Source organism: Oligoflexus sp., from assembly GCF_035712445.1.
Lineage (GTDB): Bacteria > Bdellovibrionota_B > Oligoflexia > Oligoflexales > Oligoflexaceae > Oligoflexus.
The window spans coordinates 113,530-128,659 of sequence record NZ_DASTAT010000093.1 but is presented as its reverse complement, the minus strand read 5'-3'; the positions used below and the strand labels follow the sequence as shown (position 1 = coordinate 128,659).

General features: G+C 53.8%; 14 protein-coding genes and 1 tRNA gene. 7 read left to right on the top strand and 8 right to left on the bottom strand.

What is annotated here, in order from left to right:
• Positions 1-19 precede the first annotated feature (19 nt).
• The gene (locus VFO10_RS20320; protein WP_325136710.1) at positions 20-136 is read left to right on the top strand and encodes a transposase; all 117 of its coding nucleotides are present in this window, start codon (positions 20-22) and stop codon (positions 134-136) included.
• Positions 137-320: 184 nt separating this feature from the next.
• Here VFO10_RS20320 and VFO10_RS20315 read toward each other — a convergent pair.
• From VFO10_RS20315 to VFO10_RS20290, 6 genes are all read right to left on the bottom strand, one after another.
• Positions 321-397 (bottom strand) — tRNA-Met (locus VFO10_RS20315).
• Between the two features lie 76 nt (positions 398-473).
• Positions 474-1,079, bottom strand: coding sequence for a hypothetical protein (locus tag VFO10_RS20310; RefSeq protein ID WP_325143605.1), 606 nt, complete (start codon positions 1,077-1,079; stop codon positions 474-476).
• Between the two features lie 55 nt (positions 1,080-1,134).
• The gene (locus VFO10_RS20305) at positions 1,135-1,863 is read right to left on the bottom strand and encodes an RsmE family RNA methyltransferase (RefSeq protein WP_325143602.1); all 729 of its coding nucleotides are present in this window, start codon (positions 1,861-1,863) and stop codon (positions 1,135-1,137) included.
• Entirely contained in the window at positions 1,863-2,792 is a 930-nt protein-coding gene (locus VFO10_RS20300; protein WP_325143597.1) for a 50S ribosomal protein L11 methyltransferase, read from the bottom strand. Before VFO10_RS20300 ends, VFO10_RS20305 begins: the two co-directional genes overlap by 1 nt.
• 64 nt (positions 2,793-2,856) lie before the next feature.
• Positions 2,857-4,770, bottom strand: coding sequence for a hypothetical protein (locus VFO10_RS20295; RefSeq protein ID WP_325143595.1), 1,914 nt, complete (start codon positions 4,768-4,770; stop codon positions 2,857-2,859).
• A gap of 22 nt (positions 4,771-4,792) precedes the next feature.
• On the bottom strand, positions 4,793-5,278 hold the full coding sequence (locus VFO10_RS20290; RefSeq protein WP_325143593.1) for a Smr/MutS family protein: 486 nt from the start codon (positions 5,276-5,278) through the stop codon (positions 4,793-4,795).
• Positions 5,279-5,382: 104 nt separating this feature from the next.
• On the opposite strand from VFO10_RS20290, the gene VFO10_RS20285 reads away from it, so the two are divergent.
• The gene (locus tag VFO10_RS20285) at positions 5,383-5,988 is read left to right on the top strand and encodes a hypothetical protein (RefSeq protein ID WP_325143591.1); all 606 of its coding nucleotides are present in this window, start codon (positions 5,383-5,385) and stop codon (positions 5,986-5,988) included.
• A gap of 15 nt (positions 5,989-6,003) precedes the next feature.
• A complete protein-coding gene (locus VFO10_RS20280) occupies positions 6,004-7,284 on the top strand; it encodes a YihY family inner membrane protein (protein ID WP_325143588.1) in 1,281 nt (426 codons plus the stop codon).
• On the opposite strand, the gene VFO10_RS20275 is transcribed toward VFO10_RS20280, so the two are convergent.
• Entirely contained in the window at positions 7,279-8,805 is a 1,527-nt protein-coding gene (locus VFO10_RS20275; RefSeq protein WP_325143585.1) for a HAMP domain-containing sensor histidine kinase, read from the bottom strand. The genes VFO10_RS20280 and VFO10_RS20275 overlap by 6 nt on opposite strands.
• A gap of 11 nt (positions 8,806-8,816) precedes the next feature.
• Positions 8,817-9,512, bottom strand: a complete 696-nt coding sequence (locus VFO10_RS20270; RefSeq protein ID WP_325143583.1) for a response regulator transcription factor — start codon at positions 9,510-9,512, stop codon at positions 8,817-8,819.
• Between the two features lie 384 nt (positions 9,513-9,896).
• Here VFO10_RS20270 and VFO10_RS20265 point away from each other — a divergent pair, with 384 nt between their 5' ends.
• From VFO10_RS20265 to VFO10_RS20250, 4 genes are all read left to right on the top strand, one after another.
• Complete coding sequence (locus VFO10_RS20265) at positions 9,897-10,733, top strand: hypothetical protein (RefSeq protein WP_325143580.1); 837 nt, start codon at positions 9,897-9,899, stop codon at positions 10,731-10,733.
• Between the two features lie 71 nt (positions 10,734-10,804).
• On the top strand, positions 10,805-12,034 hold the full coding sequence (locus VFO10_RS20260; protein ID WP_325143578.1) for a hypothetical protein: 1,230 nt from the start codon (positions 10,805-10,807) through the stop codon (positions 12,032-12,034).
• Positions 12,035-12,049: 15 nt separating this feature from the next.
• Entirely contained in the window at positions 12,050-13,936 is a 1,887-nt protein-coding gene (locus VFO10_RS20255) for a hypothetical protein (protein ID WP_325143576.1), read from the top strand.
• A 161-nt stretch (positions 13,937-14,097) separates the two neighbouring features.
• The gene (locus VFO10_RS20250; RefSeq protein ID WP_325143574.1) at positions 14,098-15,102 is read left to right on the top strand and encodes a beta-ketoacyl-ACP synthase III; all 1,005 of its coding nucleotides are present in this window, start codon (positions 14,098-14,100) and stop codon (positions 15,100-15,102) included.
• Positions 15,103-15,130 lie beyond the last annotated feature (28 nt).

The window sequence follows — 15,130 nt, the reverse complement described above, 5'->3', positions numbered from 1 at the left end:
TTATCACCGACATAAAGGCATGAGCAACGGTCGCGTTGAGGGCTTTAATCGAAAGGCAAAGCTTTGCCAGAGAAGGGCTTACGGGTTCAAGGAGTTCAAAAACTATAGACTAAGGCTTTTGAATCTGTGCGCATGAAGGGCCTGAGGGTGACACCCACACTGAATCGGGAAGAGCCCAAGGTTGCTTCGCGTGACAGCGAAAATTTTCAAAAGGTGTGAAAAAACGCGATAGCCAGAAAACAAAAAAGGCACCTGTGCCTTTTTTGTACCTTCGGTATTTTCCGAAGCTCTAATATTGTAATGATTTCTTAAAGTTAGGTTGGTAGCGGGGGCAGGATTTGAACCTGCGGCCTTCGGGTTATGAGCCCGACGAGATACCAAGCTTCTCCACCCCGCGGTAAGAGCTACGGTTATAGGCTGTCGGCTCCTGCTTGTCAAGCAAGCTTACGAATTTTTTCTTAACCGTTCGCGGTTTAGCCCACACGCCCACCGCGAAGCCTTTGTCCCAGTTGGTTCACACGCTCCGCCAAGGCATGAAACTGGTCACCGTCGCGCAGTGTTATGGGTTCGGGGTTGCCGCCTTCCAGCAGCTCATCCAGGTAACGGAAGATTGGCCGCAGATTTGACGCACGTCGATCGTTGGGGTTCAGGTACATCACCTGGTTCAGCTTCTCCGCCAGTTCCTGCAGCTGATCGGACTCGCGCAGGAAGAGGGGTTGGACGGGTTCGCCGCTCAGGTATTCATCCAGGAATCGGTGAATGGAAACCAAAGGCCCATAGATCTGATGCGTATAGCGAACGGAAACGAGGATGGACGCGATCACGAAGACGAGCATCAGAAAACAGCCGGCATAGACCGGCGTCTGAAACTTCTGCAGGATCTCCATGCTTTGATCGCTGCTGAGCTTGAAGTAAACGGCCAGGGTCTGGGAAATATCCCAGATATAATATCCAAAGATGCCGAGCGTAAGACCCGCAAAGACGAAATTCAGCAGGAGGAAGATCAGACCGAGTTTCACCTGCCGATAGGGTTCCACGAACCACGACACGAAACCGCGACGGCGACCGGATTGTTTCATGAGCGCAAACCTCGGTGATGAGTTCGCTCCATTTTACCATAGTCCGGCGGACGGGTCAGCTTTTGTGCGGAATGATCTGCCGCAAGAGGGCGGCGCTGGCTATGGCCGCGGTGGTGGCCCGCAGAATGGATCCTTCAATGCGGCAGCCGATGAATCCCGCCGCGCGCAGGGCGGCGACCTCATCCGCATCCAGGCCCTTCTCGCTGCCAATCACAGCAAGGGTCGGACCCGCGCCGATCGGTTGCCAGCGGGCCAGGTTCTGCTCGCCATCGGGGTCGAGGAATATCTTATTGGGAAAGGCCGAGGATTTTTCAATCAGAGCATCCAGGCCGTCGGTCCAGGAAATAAGCGGAGCCCAGGGCCGCTTGCACTGCTTCATGGCGGCCGTTGCAATGCGGTCCCAGCGCTCGCGAACTTTGTCCTGTATGCGGTTTTTATCGACCGATTGTGAGGCAAAGACTTCAATCCCATCCATGCCCAGCTCGATCAAATAAGGCAGAAGATCATCCGCGCTCTGCGGTTTTAAAGCCCCAATCGCAAGCGTCACCTGCGAAGCGGGCCCGGGTGCGGCCGTAAAACTTTCGCTCGCAATCGCCAGCTCGCCCTCGTTTTTCCCCGCCTGGGATAAACGTGCAAGAGCCACATGCCCAGCACCATCCGCGATTTCCACATCACTCCCAACGGGCAGACGCAGAACCTTCAGAAGATGATGCCATTCATCCGGCAGAAGCTCCCACTGCTCCGGACCCAGGCGACGACCAAGGAAACGAAAACGATGCGACATCACACCTTCCGATAGATCTGGCAGCACCAATCGCTCTGCACATCCTCGTGCTCCAGTATCAAACCACAAGGATTCGCCAGAGCTTCCATATCACGGGCCTCTTCCGCCAGAACACCGGAAAGAATCAAAAAGCCACCCGGCGCTGTCTGGGATGCAAGGTCACCCACGATGCGACGCAGCACATAAAAAATAATATTCGCCATCACCACCTGGAAAGGCGCGCCGCGCGAGGGCAGTGTCCCCTGCTCCAGGATCAAAGGCGTTTGATTCACACGGGCATTGTCACCCGCGGCAATAATCGAATCGGGATCAATATCGGTCGCAGTCACTGTCTGATAACCGAGCTTATGCGCGGCGATCGCAAGAATACCTGTGCCCGTTCCCACGTCCAACAGAGTCTCGGGCTTCACACCGCGCGTTTCCAGCTCTTCCAGAGCCTTCACGCACAGCATAGTGGTGGCATGCTGTCCCGTGCCAAAGGCCATGCCGGGCTCGATACAGATGGGAATCAAATCCTGGGGAAGATCATCCGCAAGCCAGGGCGGATAAACATAAAAGCGTGGCGTGCGAATCGGCTTGAAGCTTTCCTTCCAGCCTTCCATCCACGTTTCCGTCAGCATCGCGCTCATTTCGCAGCTGATCAGACCTTTGAAGTCCTCTTCCAGCTTCTGCTTCATCTGCAGAAGGTGCTCGCGATCGTATTTATAAACAAGCAAAGGCAGGTTATCACCACCAAGCTGCGCATACTGCTCAGGAGCCTCGGCTTCGTAAGGCAGATCGAGATAAAGGTCATCTATCGCGCCTTCCACGAAGGCTTCTTCGCCGGTGCCGAGCAGCCAGTTTTTTACATCGTCCTTGATCTCATCAATGGACACGTGAGACTGGGGTAAAAACGTAATTTGCAGCTGAAAAGTCTCGGTTGGATGCATGGCAAAAGGCCTCCTTTGGAACGGTGGCTCTTTATATAGCCTCGGCAGCAAGACCTCAAGTTCTTTACTGAAAAACCGCCAGGGGGCTCATGGGACCATCGGCAGGCAGCATGGGGATGATTTTCTTAACTATCTGATCTTTAAGATAATTTGGATCTTCGGCGAGGTTGGTCTTCAGACTCTTGACCGCAACAAAACCAGGGTTGCGCTGACTCAGTTCATTCCAGATTTGCGCGGCCACCGCCTCGCGGCCTTGACTATAATTCAAGAGCCCATGCGCCAAAGATCGCCAGGCATCCTCACCGGGACGCGGCTTTACTCTTTGCCAGAATTTAAAGGCCGCTTCAGCCTTTTGAAAATCCTTGCTGTCGAGGAAACTTAAAATCAGCGCAAAGAAATGCTCCCCACGCGGCTCCAGGTTCGCCGCCTTTTGAAATTCGGCAGCGGCCAATAACCTATAGGGTTTGGTGGAATAGGCATGCAGCATCGCTGTGCCTTTCAGATGAGCCAGCTCAGGCGAACGCACGACAAAGCGCTCCAAAGGCTGAAGCGTTTGCAAAGCTTCAAGGCCGTTTTGCTGAGCCAAAAGCAGTCGCGCCCTTAACAGCGGCAGCCATTCACTATCAAGGATCTTGTCATCCTCCTGCTGCTCATGGATGCGATCAATGTAAGTCAGGCCGTCCAAGGGCTTTTGATAGCGAATGGCCTGCTCGACCACGATGCGGATGAAGTAAGGATCAAAACGATAACGCTGATGACTTTCCGGATGCGCAAAGAATTCATCCAGGGCCGGACCGGCTTTATCACCCTTCCCCATCAGGGCCCGCAAAAGATTGATATCATAGAATCCGGCCTCATCCGACTCCATGAGGACCGCTGGTCGCGCCTTCCAGATACTCATGGCCAGCTTCTTATCGCGCAGCTTATAGGCATTCAGCATCCGCTGGCGGAAGATCTCACGTTCCAAAAAGGGATCATAGAGCCTGGGGAAAAGCCCCGCGGCTTCCTTGAGCACACCTTCCACCTGCACACCATTACCAGTCTTGGCAAAATTCCAGGACGTGGCCAGAGCCAGCCAGGCTTTCAACACTGGATTCTGATTTTTAAGACCCGGTTTTAAAACAGCATAACCATCATCAAAGCGGCTCCGCAACGGTTGCCGCGCCTGATCCACAAACCTTTGCATGCAGCTCGGCGATGCGGCCCAGCGGCGACAGCCCGGATACGTTTTGGGAGCGACCAGGCGGAAGACCTGCATCCTTCTTTGCGCCTCACCCGCGAGCAGCTGCATCGGCAGCATTTCCCAGGAATCGCCGTTCCTTTGAAACTGCGCGGCATCTCCATAGTTTTCCGTGAGCTGACGCAAAGCCGCCTGCGGCATATCCTGGGCCAGCTGACAGTTGGTCAAAAGATATTGCCCGGTGGGATCCAAAGCGCCCCGGAAACGGCGGCTCAAGGCTTCCTGAATCAGAAAGCGACAGTCCATATCACGCCAGGCTTTGGCCGCAGCGGCATCCGTTCCGGGAGCGTCCGTCAATTTCAGATGCGCAAGCAGACTTTCGGCATAGGGCTTGGTTTGGGCGCCGAGTCCCCTTTTCTCCAGATTTTTTTGAACGAATCGAATCGAATCCTTGGTGGCCTTGTTGATCGCTCGATCGGTGCGCATCAGATAATAAGGAAGCCCCAGAAAAAGACCGCCAAACACCAGGATCAAAAGGCCGAAGCCGAGCACGATCCGCAGCATGTGATTGGGATGTTCGATGCTTCGATACTTGATGTTGGAAACCTGCTGCAGCGCCTGCAGCGGCTCCTCGGATGAAAATTCACCGGCTTCCAGGGGATCGTGATCCGAAATGATTTTGTTCGCTGGCATCGGTGGACGGGAAAAATCGAGCGTAAGCTCGGGCTTCACTGCGGAAGAACCTTCCACAGGATTGATGACCTTTTTGCTTTCGGATTTCGGCTGTTCGTCCGCCATGACTCTCGCTTTGCCTGAGCATCTAACGTTTGCCGAGAATCGTCACATGGAAATGCCCGCGCAGGGGAACTCCCGCAAGGCGCACCTGATCGGGGGAATCCTCGATCTCCATGATGACAGGGCGAAAGGTCTGCAAGACAAAGCTGTGGATTTCCTTGGCGAGGACACTGTCGCCGCGCTGGCTATGATGCCCTTTGCCGGTGATGATCTTCACCTTATGCATCCCTGCCATTTCACGCAGGCCATCCAGGACTTCACGAACTCTTTGCTGGGCTTCGTTCAGGCGCAGGCCATGCAGGTCAAGCTCATGAACCATCGTCGCTTTGTGCGTCTTGCTAGCCTTTTTCTCAGGCTCCTTCGGCTCTTCGGCATCCACCTTATCGGGCTTGAATTGTTCAAGATGTCTCAGGAAAAGCTCTTCAGCGTCCTCTTCGATTTCGAAGCGGATCCGGCGGGGTTCATCATTCTTGTTTTGCGGGCCTTTTCCCGGCTTTTTGCCGCGTCCCATAATTTTTTCTCAATCTATGCTGACAGTCACGAGGCCCTTCGTTATGATCGAAATCTTGTCATAAAAACAGCCCAGTTATCTCCCAACAGGAGTTCTTTCAACTTATGGCCTCCAAGGACGAACTGCAACTTGAACAGCTCAAGCAATGGAACGATATAACCCAGGCGAAGGGTTTTCTGGCCGCCGACTTTCTTCTGTGGCTTTGGTACTACATTGAATCGGACCAAAATCCCAGCCGTTTTCGCTTGCCTGGGGATCCTCAGGAGTATCTCGTTAAACTTTGGATCGAGGATCGCCTCGTTCTGGAGTCGGATGATGCCAAAGCCCATGTCCATACTCTGAAAGGCGGCGAGCCGAGCCGCAGCCTTGAAGCAGAGTCCGCTTTGCAGACCGGCAAAGGCGTGAAGGAGCTGAAACTCGGCCTTCACATTGACCCTTTCGGTGATTTTTTCTGTTTGATCAGCTCCAAGGACCTTGCACCTCGCTCCATCAATATACCCTCGCCCTCCGTCACCGGCGATGGGGGATCGCATCAAAGGCCATCGCTCGCTTATCGCCTCAAGATGACAGAGATTTTGACCGAGACTCTGGATCAGGTGTTTCGTCTTTTTATGGAAGCCCGTATCGCGGAAGATTGGTGGAATAAGACCTGGCCTGCGATTCAAACCTGGATCGATAACCGCGGACACGGCGAGACGCATCTGCATTAAAAAAAGGGAGACCGCATGGACTGGGCTTCGATTAAAAAGTCACGACCTTTCGAAGTCCTGCTCATCATCAAAGATGACGTCGCGCGCACAGATATCGTGAAATACGCCTATGCCATGGCTTACGTGACTCTGTTCTCGCTCATCCCCTCCCTCGCTGCTTCCTTCGCCCTCGTCTCTCTTTTCACGCCGATGTTTGGCAAAAACTCCGACTTCATCCAGCAGATCGAATCCTTCATTCTGCGAAATCTGGCAACCGGCAGTGGAAATCAGGCGGTTGAATACCTGGAAACTTTTCTGGCCAACACCGACTTTCAAAAAATCGGGATGACCGGTTTCGCCGGGATGATGGTGGCCCTGATCCTTCTGCTTCGCGAAATTGAAATGGCGCTGAACCGAATCTTCGAGATACAGGAAGCCCGGCCCGTTCTTATCCGCTTCATTTATTTCTGGACCTTCCTTACGCTGGGAACTTTCATGCTGGCGGTGTCGATCGGCACTCTCTCCACCAACGCGATGGTATCCAAGTATGTGGACGTCTCACTCGCGACCAAGCTTTTAGGGGACTCTATTTACTTTGGCAGCATGGCAGGATTCTTCTTCCTCCTTTATAAAGTGGTTCCGAATCGAGTCATTCCCATCAAGCATGCTTTGATTGGGACCGTGACGAGCACCATCTTCCTGACTCTGGCGGTCAAATTCTTCGGCCTTTATATCAATAGCTTCACGCGCTATCAGGCGTTCTACGGTGCCCTCTCTGCGGTTCCCATCTTTCTTTTCTGGCTCTATATCATCTGGTTTATCACGCTCTTTGGAGCCCTTGTGACCAAACGCAGCATGGAAGGGTGGACCCGCGACGAGGTGGAAGTCGAAGCCATTCACGAACTGGTGCGTGACGACTACTTTCAGGCGCTCATGCCTTTTCTTGTGCTGCTCGCCATCTATCGAAGCTACGAAGATAATCAGGGGAAAGGGGCCTTTCCAGAAAAGATCGCCCAGGACCTGGGAGTCAGTCTCAGCCCTGTGCGGAAGGCCCTGCATAAGCTGGAAAAAGAAGGCCTTGTGATGCCGCTGCAGATCGGTGAACTGTCCGATCTGGGAAGCCACTCCTATTTTCCGCGGATGCCGGCGCATCAGATTTCCTATGCGGATCTGAAAAAGCGCCTTCTGGGTGATGAGGATGTCTGGATGCGGGCCACGCATTGGCCCGATGCCGCGAACGGGCGTTACACGGACGTGATTCGATCCTATCTCAACGGCGCTGACAAAGTCCTGGCCGACGATCTGCGCGCCTCATGAAGGCAGACGCCGCCGGAACCAGCCGCAGCGTTTCCAGCTGCGAATACGCTGCGCCATGGGACGATGCTGCGGTTTCTTTTCAGGCGTTTCCACTTTGCGCGGAAGGATAACAGTGAAAGTCGCGCCCTGCTTCGCTTCCGATGTCACTTCAATACGCCCGTTATGCAGCGAAACAAGAGCTTTCGCAAGACTCAGACCAATGCCCACGCCGCCGGTGGAACGATTCCGCGCGGTGTCCGCTCGATAGAAAAGATCGAAGATATAAGGCAGGGCCTCTTTGGCAATTCCTTCCCCATAATCGCGAATTTCAAAGTGCCATTCGTTGACCTTGTCATGCACCTTGAATTCCACAGTTTGACCGGGGCTGGAATGCTTGCACGCATTCAAAAGAATGTTTTTCAACGCGAGGGTCACATACCCGGAAGCCATCTGCGCGGTTTTATCCTGGCACTCGCTGGTATCCACGGCAAGGGTGACCTGCTTCTCTTCAAAATTCTTGGCGACCGATTGCTTCAGCTCTTCCACGAAACGTTCAAGGCCTACCTCTTCCAGACTGATCTGGATGGCCTCGCCCTGTGCCCGCGCCAGAAGCAAAAGATTCTCGACAATCGCTGACATCTGCTCGGCTTCGTGGACGATGGTGCGCATGGAATTTTTATAATCTTCAGGGGATCTTTCGCGACGCAAAGCCAGCTCAGCCTCACCCCGCAGAACGGCAATAGGCGTGCGAAGTTCATGACTGACGTCGCCTGCAAAGCGGCGTAAACGGCCAAAGGCATCTTCAATGCGGCCGAGCATCTCGTTGAACGTGCGAACGAGAAGACGCAATTCATCTTCCGCCGAGGGGAGTTTCAAACGGCGATCGAAGTTATCCGTGAAACCAAGAGCCGCCACCTCCCGCGTGATCCGGGTTACAGGTTTCAAAGACCAGCTGGTCAAAAGATAGCCGAATACCAGCGAGACGACAAAACCAAGTCCAAGAGTGATCAGAACCATCATACGTGCGTTGCTGATATTATTCAGTGAGGCGCTCATCGAGGCCGCGACCTGAATCAGGTCCCCGGTGAATTGCCCGTGGCGCATGACAGGCAGCGTCAGCTGGCGGAGGGAACCACCCGAGGCCATGCGATAGGTCTCATAGGTTTCCTGGCCCATCTTCGCCCGTTCCAGCGCCGCCGTGGAAACCGCAAGGTTCACCCGGATATTGCTGGTACGCGCGCGAATTTTTCCCGAGGGATCAATCAGCTGCGCATAGGCTCGAACGTAACGGCGACCGCCCAGGAATTCATCGACCAGGGACTCCCAGTAAAGGGGATCGTGAATCATGGAAAGTCTTTGCTGCTGACTATGCTGGGCATCACGCAGCGTCTTCGCTGAAGTCAAAAGAGTCGCATCCAGAGACTGCATGACAGAATCTTCAACGACTTTCGAGACACCAATCCCGATGGCTACAAAGATGAGAGCCATCCAAATCGCATGACCGACGGATAGACGAATTCGTATCGGGATTCGTGACAGCACGCGCATCTCCTTCAGGCGTCCGCTGTCGTCGAGCGTCCATCCACATCCAGCATGTAACCGTGACCACGCATAGTCTTAATGAAGTTGCTTTCCCAGGGTTTGTCGATCTTGTTGCGCAGGTACCCGACATAGACGTCGACCACGTTCGAGGTGGGTTCGAAGTTCATGTCCCAGACGTGTTCGGAAAGCTGGGTCCGGCTCAAGACAACGCCTGCATTGCGCCCGAAGTATTCCATCAGAGCATATTCCTTCGCGGTCAGCTCGATAGGCTTGCCTTCGCGGGTGACCATTTTCTTCGAAGGATCGATCTTGATCGGGCCGACTTCTATCACAGTCGCCACCTCGGTGTCCTTGCGACGAAGCAGGGCGCGCACGCGGGCCAGGAGTTCGTCCAGGCTGAAGGGCTTTTTCAGGTAATCATCACCGCCTTCATCAAGGCCTTTGACGACGTCCTGCGTGGTATCCTTGGCTGTCAGGATCAGTACGGGGGTGCTGATGCCGCCTGCGCGCAGGTTGCGCAGAACGGTGAGTCCATCTTTGATGGGCAGCATAAGATCGAGCACGATGGCGTCATAGGGATTCTCATAAGCCAGCCATTCCGCTTCCTGACCATCCTGAGCCAAATCGACAGCATAGGATTCCTCGCGCAGAGCGCGCACGAGTAGGCTGGACAAAGCTTTATCGTCTTCGACAACCAAAATACGCATAGTTCCTCCCTTTTGACACTGTTCCCATACTGAAAGACGGGCATGGTGACAAGATAATTCGCCCTGAATGAAAGTCAGCTAAGACCTTTCAGAGAATTATGAGAAAAATTTTGGTTTCAGCGTACACTTGTCTAAAATTGGCCGTTATTGCCCCCATTTTGCCGCTTTGACCATTCGCTTCCCCGCAAATCACCTCAATGCCTTTCATTGAAGCCAGCAAACACTTGTCAGACAAGTTCTACACCGGCCAAAGACGCTGCAAGTTTTCTAGGAACGTCTGAATCTATCTTTCCTGCTAATCAATTGACAATAGCCACACTGATAGGTAGCTTGGCCAGACTTCAGTACAGGTTCTTAAACCGCTCAATTTTCAGGAGGCTTTTTATGATTAATAAACAATGGATTGCGGCTTTGGCCCTCGGCTTTAGCATGAGCGCACAGGCAGCTGACTTCACCGAAGCTGATGCCAAATATGCTCTGCGTGATTCGTCGGTGGCTGCGACCCAGGAAGCCCGCGCTGCCTATAAAGCGATTCTGGATCAAGGCGCCAAAGACGCCGATCTGATCCGCGCTGCAGAAGGTTATCTGCGCGCCTCGATCTTCGAAGGCACCCACTTTTATACAACGGTTGGTGATACCGATCGCGCTGCCCGTAAGAAAATCTTCAACGATTGCTGGAAAGTTGGCGCTGAACTGGTGAACCCCACCGTTCTTGGTTTCCAATCCCCAGTTTATTACTACTTCAAAGCCAGCTGTATCGCTTATGAAGCCGAAGTTTCGAACGTCATTCAGCGCCTGACCCTTCTGCCAGAACTGAACAAAGCTCTGGAAGCCGGTCTTGCCACCCAAGGCGGAACCACCTATGAAGGCGGCGGACTGCTCCGCGTGAAAGCTGCTGTCAAAGGCAACCCGGAAGCCAAAGGTCTTCCCGGTGGACTCTATAACCCAGACGAAGCTTTGAAACTCGTGGATCAAGCCCTTGTTTCCGAAGCTTATCCCGGCAACGCTGAAGGCGCGCTCTTCTGCGAAAACTACCGCCGCAAAATCATCACCCTCAACGAACTGAAAAAATACTCTGACTCGCTCGCAACTGCCGAGCAGGCTCTCGCTGACTTCCCTGCTTACCTGGAAGAAGGTCTGATCCCTGAATTCATTCGCGCTGAAACAGTCGATTGCGTGAAGACGATCACCGAGCTGAAGGCCGCAACGCCAGCCAGCTAATTCCCTGATAAGTCATAAACAATTCTCATGGGGGGGCTTATGCCCCCTTGTGTTTGTGAGGACAGAGAGCCATGCAAAGGAATCACGTTCTTGCCTTCGCGCTGCTGACAAGTGCCGGGGCTGCTTCTGCGTTTGAATCCACCAAAACTCTGCCGCAAGGCATTCGCAACCTGAACATTCGGGGACTTTACACCAGTACAAGCGAGAAAACAGATCCGAACGGCAATTCCATTTCCCTCGCTGAACCCCTCTGGCGTCCTCTCCGCTTCCGCAGCATTCTTTCGACCGAAGAGGATCCTTTAAAACGAACTCAGCTGGAAGCCTTTCTGATTCAGCAGGGCATCGATAAGGAACAGTCCGTTGGTGATTTCTACGCGGACCTCAACGCGCGCATCAACGTCTGGGCCCCCATCGTCGGCTGGGGTTTGACGGATAACCTGACCATCGCCCTTGCTGTGCCCTATTACAGCACCAGCACCGATATCGAACCCGGCTTCCGCACCAACGCCGGCGCGGATGATTTCCTGGCCCGCCTGACCACAGAATCCATGAATAACTATGGATCCGCCCAGGAAGCTGTCGAGAAATTCCAGGATGCCATCGGCCGCCTGAACCGCAAACTGGTGAAGTGGAACTACACGGAACTGCGTCCCTGGAATCAAACGGGCTGGGGTGATACCACGTTGGCCCTGAAATACCGCGCCGTGAATCAGGACGTTTTGAAAATGGCCGTGACCGGAGGCTTTGTCGCCCCTACGGGCCGTCGTGATAGCCCGAGTATTCTCACCGATTTGCCTTTTGGTGACGGACAGTGGGATGTTTTCTCGCAGCTGACTTTCGATCAGCAGCTGAGCAGCACCGTGTTTCTGAACCAGTTTGCCAAGTATACCTACCAGGCTCCGGACACCCGCCGGATTCCCTGGAAAACCTATGAAGAAAGTATTGAAGTGCCTGTGAACTCCACAGACTTCAAATACGGCGACAAGGTTGATGCGGGCATTTCTGTTCAGTATGAATCGGCCATCACCGGCGTGACTGGTGGACTCGGCGCTCTTTACTATCGCAAGTTCGGCGATCGTTATGATGTGCCCGAGGCTGCTGTGAAAAGCGAGCTGCAGCGCTGGACGGATCAGAATTCGGAATATGCGCAGGCCCGCATCGGTTATTCCACGGTGGAAGCTTATCGCCGCAAGGAATTCCCTTTGCCCGCCAACGTGATGTTTGAATATCGACGTCAGCTGGCCAGCCGCAATATGCCGATTACGGATTTTGCGCAGATGGACATCAACCTGTTCTTTTAATCGAGGGGAATCATCATGAATCTGAAATATTTAGGATTGGTCGTCCTCGGCCTTGCAGCTCTTCAGGGTTGCGGTAAAGGCGCGAACGCCGAAAAGCAGTCTGTCGACACCGTGGGCCTTCCCGCCTTTCCCGCCATCAAAGACAACGTCTTTGCCCTGACGGACGGCAAGACCCAGGTCAGCTATAAGAGTACGATGCTGATTCTGAATCCAACCGGCAACGTGAATCTTCTGGCCGATGTGATCGGAGCTTCCGAACTTACGCGTATCAAGGCCGCTGATGCCAAAAGCTTTGTCGGGAATGAAAAGGACTTCGATGCCCGCTATGGGGATTCGGGAAGCGTTGTCACCGAAATCAAACAGAAGCAGGAAGATCTGAAGGTGTTCTTGACCGAAGCCCAGAAGCGCGGTGAAGACATTCCTTTGGCTGATCGGCAGAAGGCTGCAGCGGAGTGGTTTACCGGTGCTTCCGCCCAGCTGGGTTTAAGCCCTGAAGACAGCACCAAACTGCAGGCGACCTTTGCCAGTTACTGCGATGCGAAGATTGTTGAATTCGCGGCGCATCCTGTGTTCGCAGCGCTGGCTGTCGATGGTTACACCGAGCGTCCCAGTCCCAATCAGCTCTGCGAGTCCTATTATAAGGAACGCGGATACTTCCAGGGTGAGTCCTGCACCACCGGTGATTATTTCACCTGTATCTGGCAGGAAGGTGTCGTGAAGAGCGGCAGTCTTCTGACTCAGAATGGAACGAGTCTCGGTGAACTTCTGAAGCCCATCTTTGAAGACAAGGCCAAGACCGAAATCTTCCGTAAGATTCTTCTGGCTGATGAAACGATCTCGGCGCCTTATATCAAGACCGCGACATCGATTGTGAAGGATGCGATCTTCAAAAAGAAGGTCTACTTCTACACAGCGCTGCAAAGCGGCAAGCCTTCGATCGGCACGGAAGCCTCCTGCCAGAAGCTGCTTGATCCGGAATTCGGCTTTATTTGCGGTATCTTTGCCCGTACCTGGAAAGAGAAAACACCCCAGTCCTTCCTTTTGGATGTGGAATTCAACTCGGCTTTGATGGTGGTCAAGGATCGCGCGGATCTGAAAACTGTTTCCGATTCCGTGAAATTCTTCGGTCAGCGTCCAACCGTCGGCACGCCTCAGGCCAGCAACTCGGATTATTATTTCCACGCCTTGGCCCCCGGTAAGACATTGAGCCAGCCTTCCGCGGATAGCCTCGGTCTGCAGCAGGACGCCATCACCGCCATCAACAATATCTTCATCGGCAAGGTCTTCCCCATGAGTCCCGCCGACCGCGTGATCAAGGATCAAAAGGAAGCGGAGCTCGCTACACTGCAAAAGGATCTCACCTTTCACCGCACGGAACGTGATCGTCTGACGGCGGTTGCAAGTGATGCGCTGCGGGCCGGTATTCGCAGCGCCAATGCTGGGGATGTGGCCTTTGGTTTTATTGCCTATCGTATGACCGTCACTCATGTCGGGGACATCATGCGGGCGACTATCAGCTTTGAAGACTTTGAAAGTCAAGTCTTTGAAGGCTGCTTTGATAAAACCAATCGCGTATCGATCGACTGTCCGGCCGGGCTTGGTCTGGCCGGGGAAACCATGCGGAAAGCCAAACTCAGTCTGAATCCTGCCAAAGGCCGGATTGAATTCAGCATGGTCCTGGATGATCCGGAAGCTGTGGGCCTCGGCGTCAAAGCCAGAAATGAAGCGTCACCCGACTACTTCATGACCCTCACACCCGATCAGATCAAGGACACCACGTTGACCTTCGAACTTTACCCCAATCGCATGCAGAACTCCCTCGACATATTGACAGGTAAAGCCCTGTTTTCGCGTGGCGAGGGTTATCTCTTCGAGGCCGGTATTTCGATGTGGGAAGAGTAAACCTCTGCTCTTGCGGGGCCTTCAGGGGCCCCTTGTTTCCCCTTGCGCACTCCCTGCCTTCAGCCTGCCACTTGATTTTGACGGAAGCCTGAAACGAGGGTATGATCCCCTCCTTAGTTATTTTGGCTGCTTCATGCCAAAGTTGGTGAGGAGACCGTTCGATGACCCCAGCTAAAATTCGTGCCCGCATCGCGGGAACTGGCCTTTATGTTCCGCCAAAAGTTTTGAAGAACAAGGATCTGGAACAGTTCATGGACACTTCGGACGAGTGGATCCGTCAACGCTCGGGCATTGAAGAACGGCATGTGATCGAGCCCGGCATGTCCACCTCGGACCTTGCTTTGGAATCCGCTCGCAAGGCTTTGGCTGCCGCCAACTGCACACCGGAAAGCATCGACCTCATCATCGTCGCGACCCTGTCTCCGGATCATCAATTTCCGGGAACATCCGCCATTCTTCAGCAAAAACTCGGACTCGAAACCACGCCGTCCATGGACCTGCGCTGCCAGTGCTCGGGTTTTATCTATTCCTTGAACGTCGCCAAGCTCTTCATTGAATCCGGGCAGTATAAGCGCGTTCTGGTCGTTGGTGCGGAAGCTCATTCGCCGCTGCTCGACTGGACCACGCGCGGTCGTGATGTGGCTGTTCTTTTCGGTGATGGATCGGGATCGGTTGTCCTGGAAGCCACCGAAGAACCGGCCGGCGTTGGATCGGTTGCCCTTCACAGCCAGGGTCAGTTTGCGGATCGTCTTTGGGTTGAAAAGCCAGGCACAAGCAAAGGCGTGTGGATGACCGACGAAGATCGCGAGCAGGGTAAGCTCTTTCCCTTTATGGAAGGCCGCTATGTCTTCAAACATGCTGTGGAGCGTTTGACCCAGGTCGTGAAGGAAGTCCTGGAAAAGGAAGGCCGTACGCTGGATTCCATCGACCACTTCCTTTTCCACCAGGCGAATATTCGCATCAATGAAAAAGTCGCAGAGCTTCTGCAGATTCCTCCGCATAAAGTTCACAACAATATTCAAAAATACGGCAACTGCTCGGCCGCATCCATTCCTATGCTGCTGGATGAGACAATTCGGGAAGGCAAAATTGCTCGGGGTCAGACCATGCTGATGGCGGCATTCGGGGCAGGCTTTACCTGGGCCGCAGCGATTGTGACTTACTAAGATCCATCCAACGGGTTCCTCAGGAACC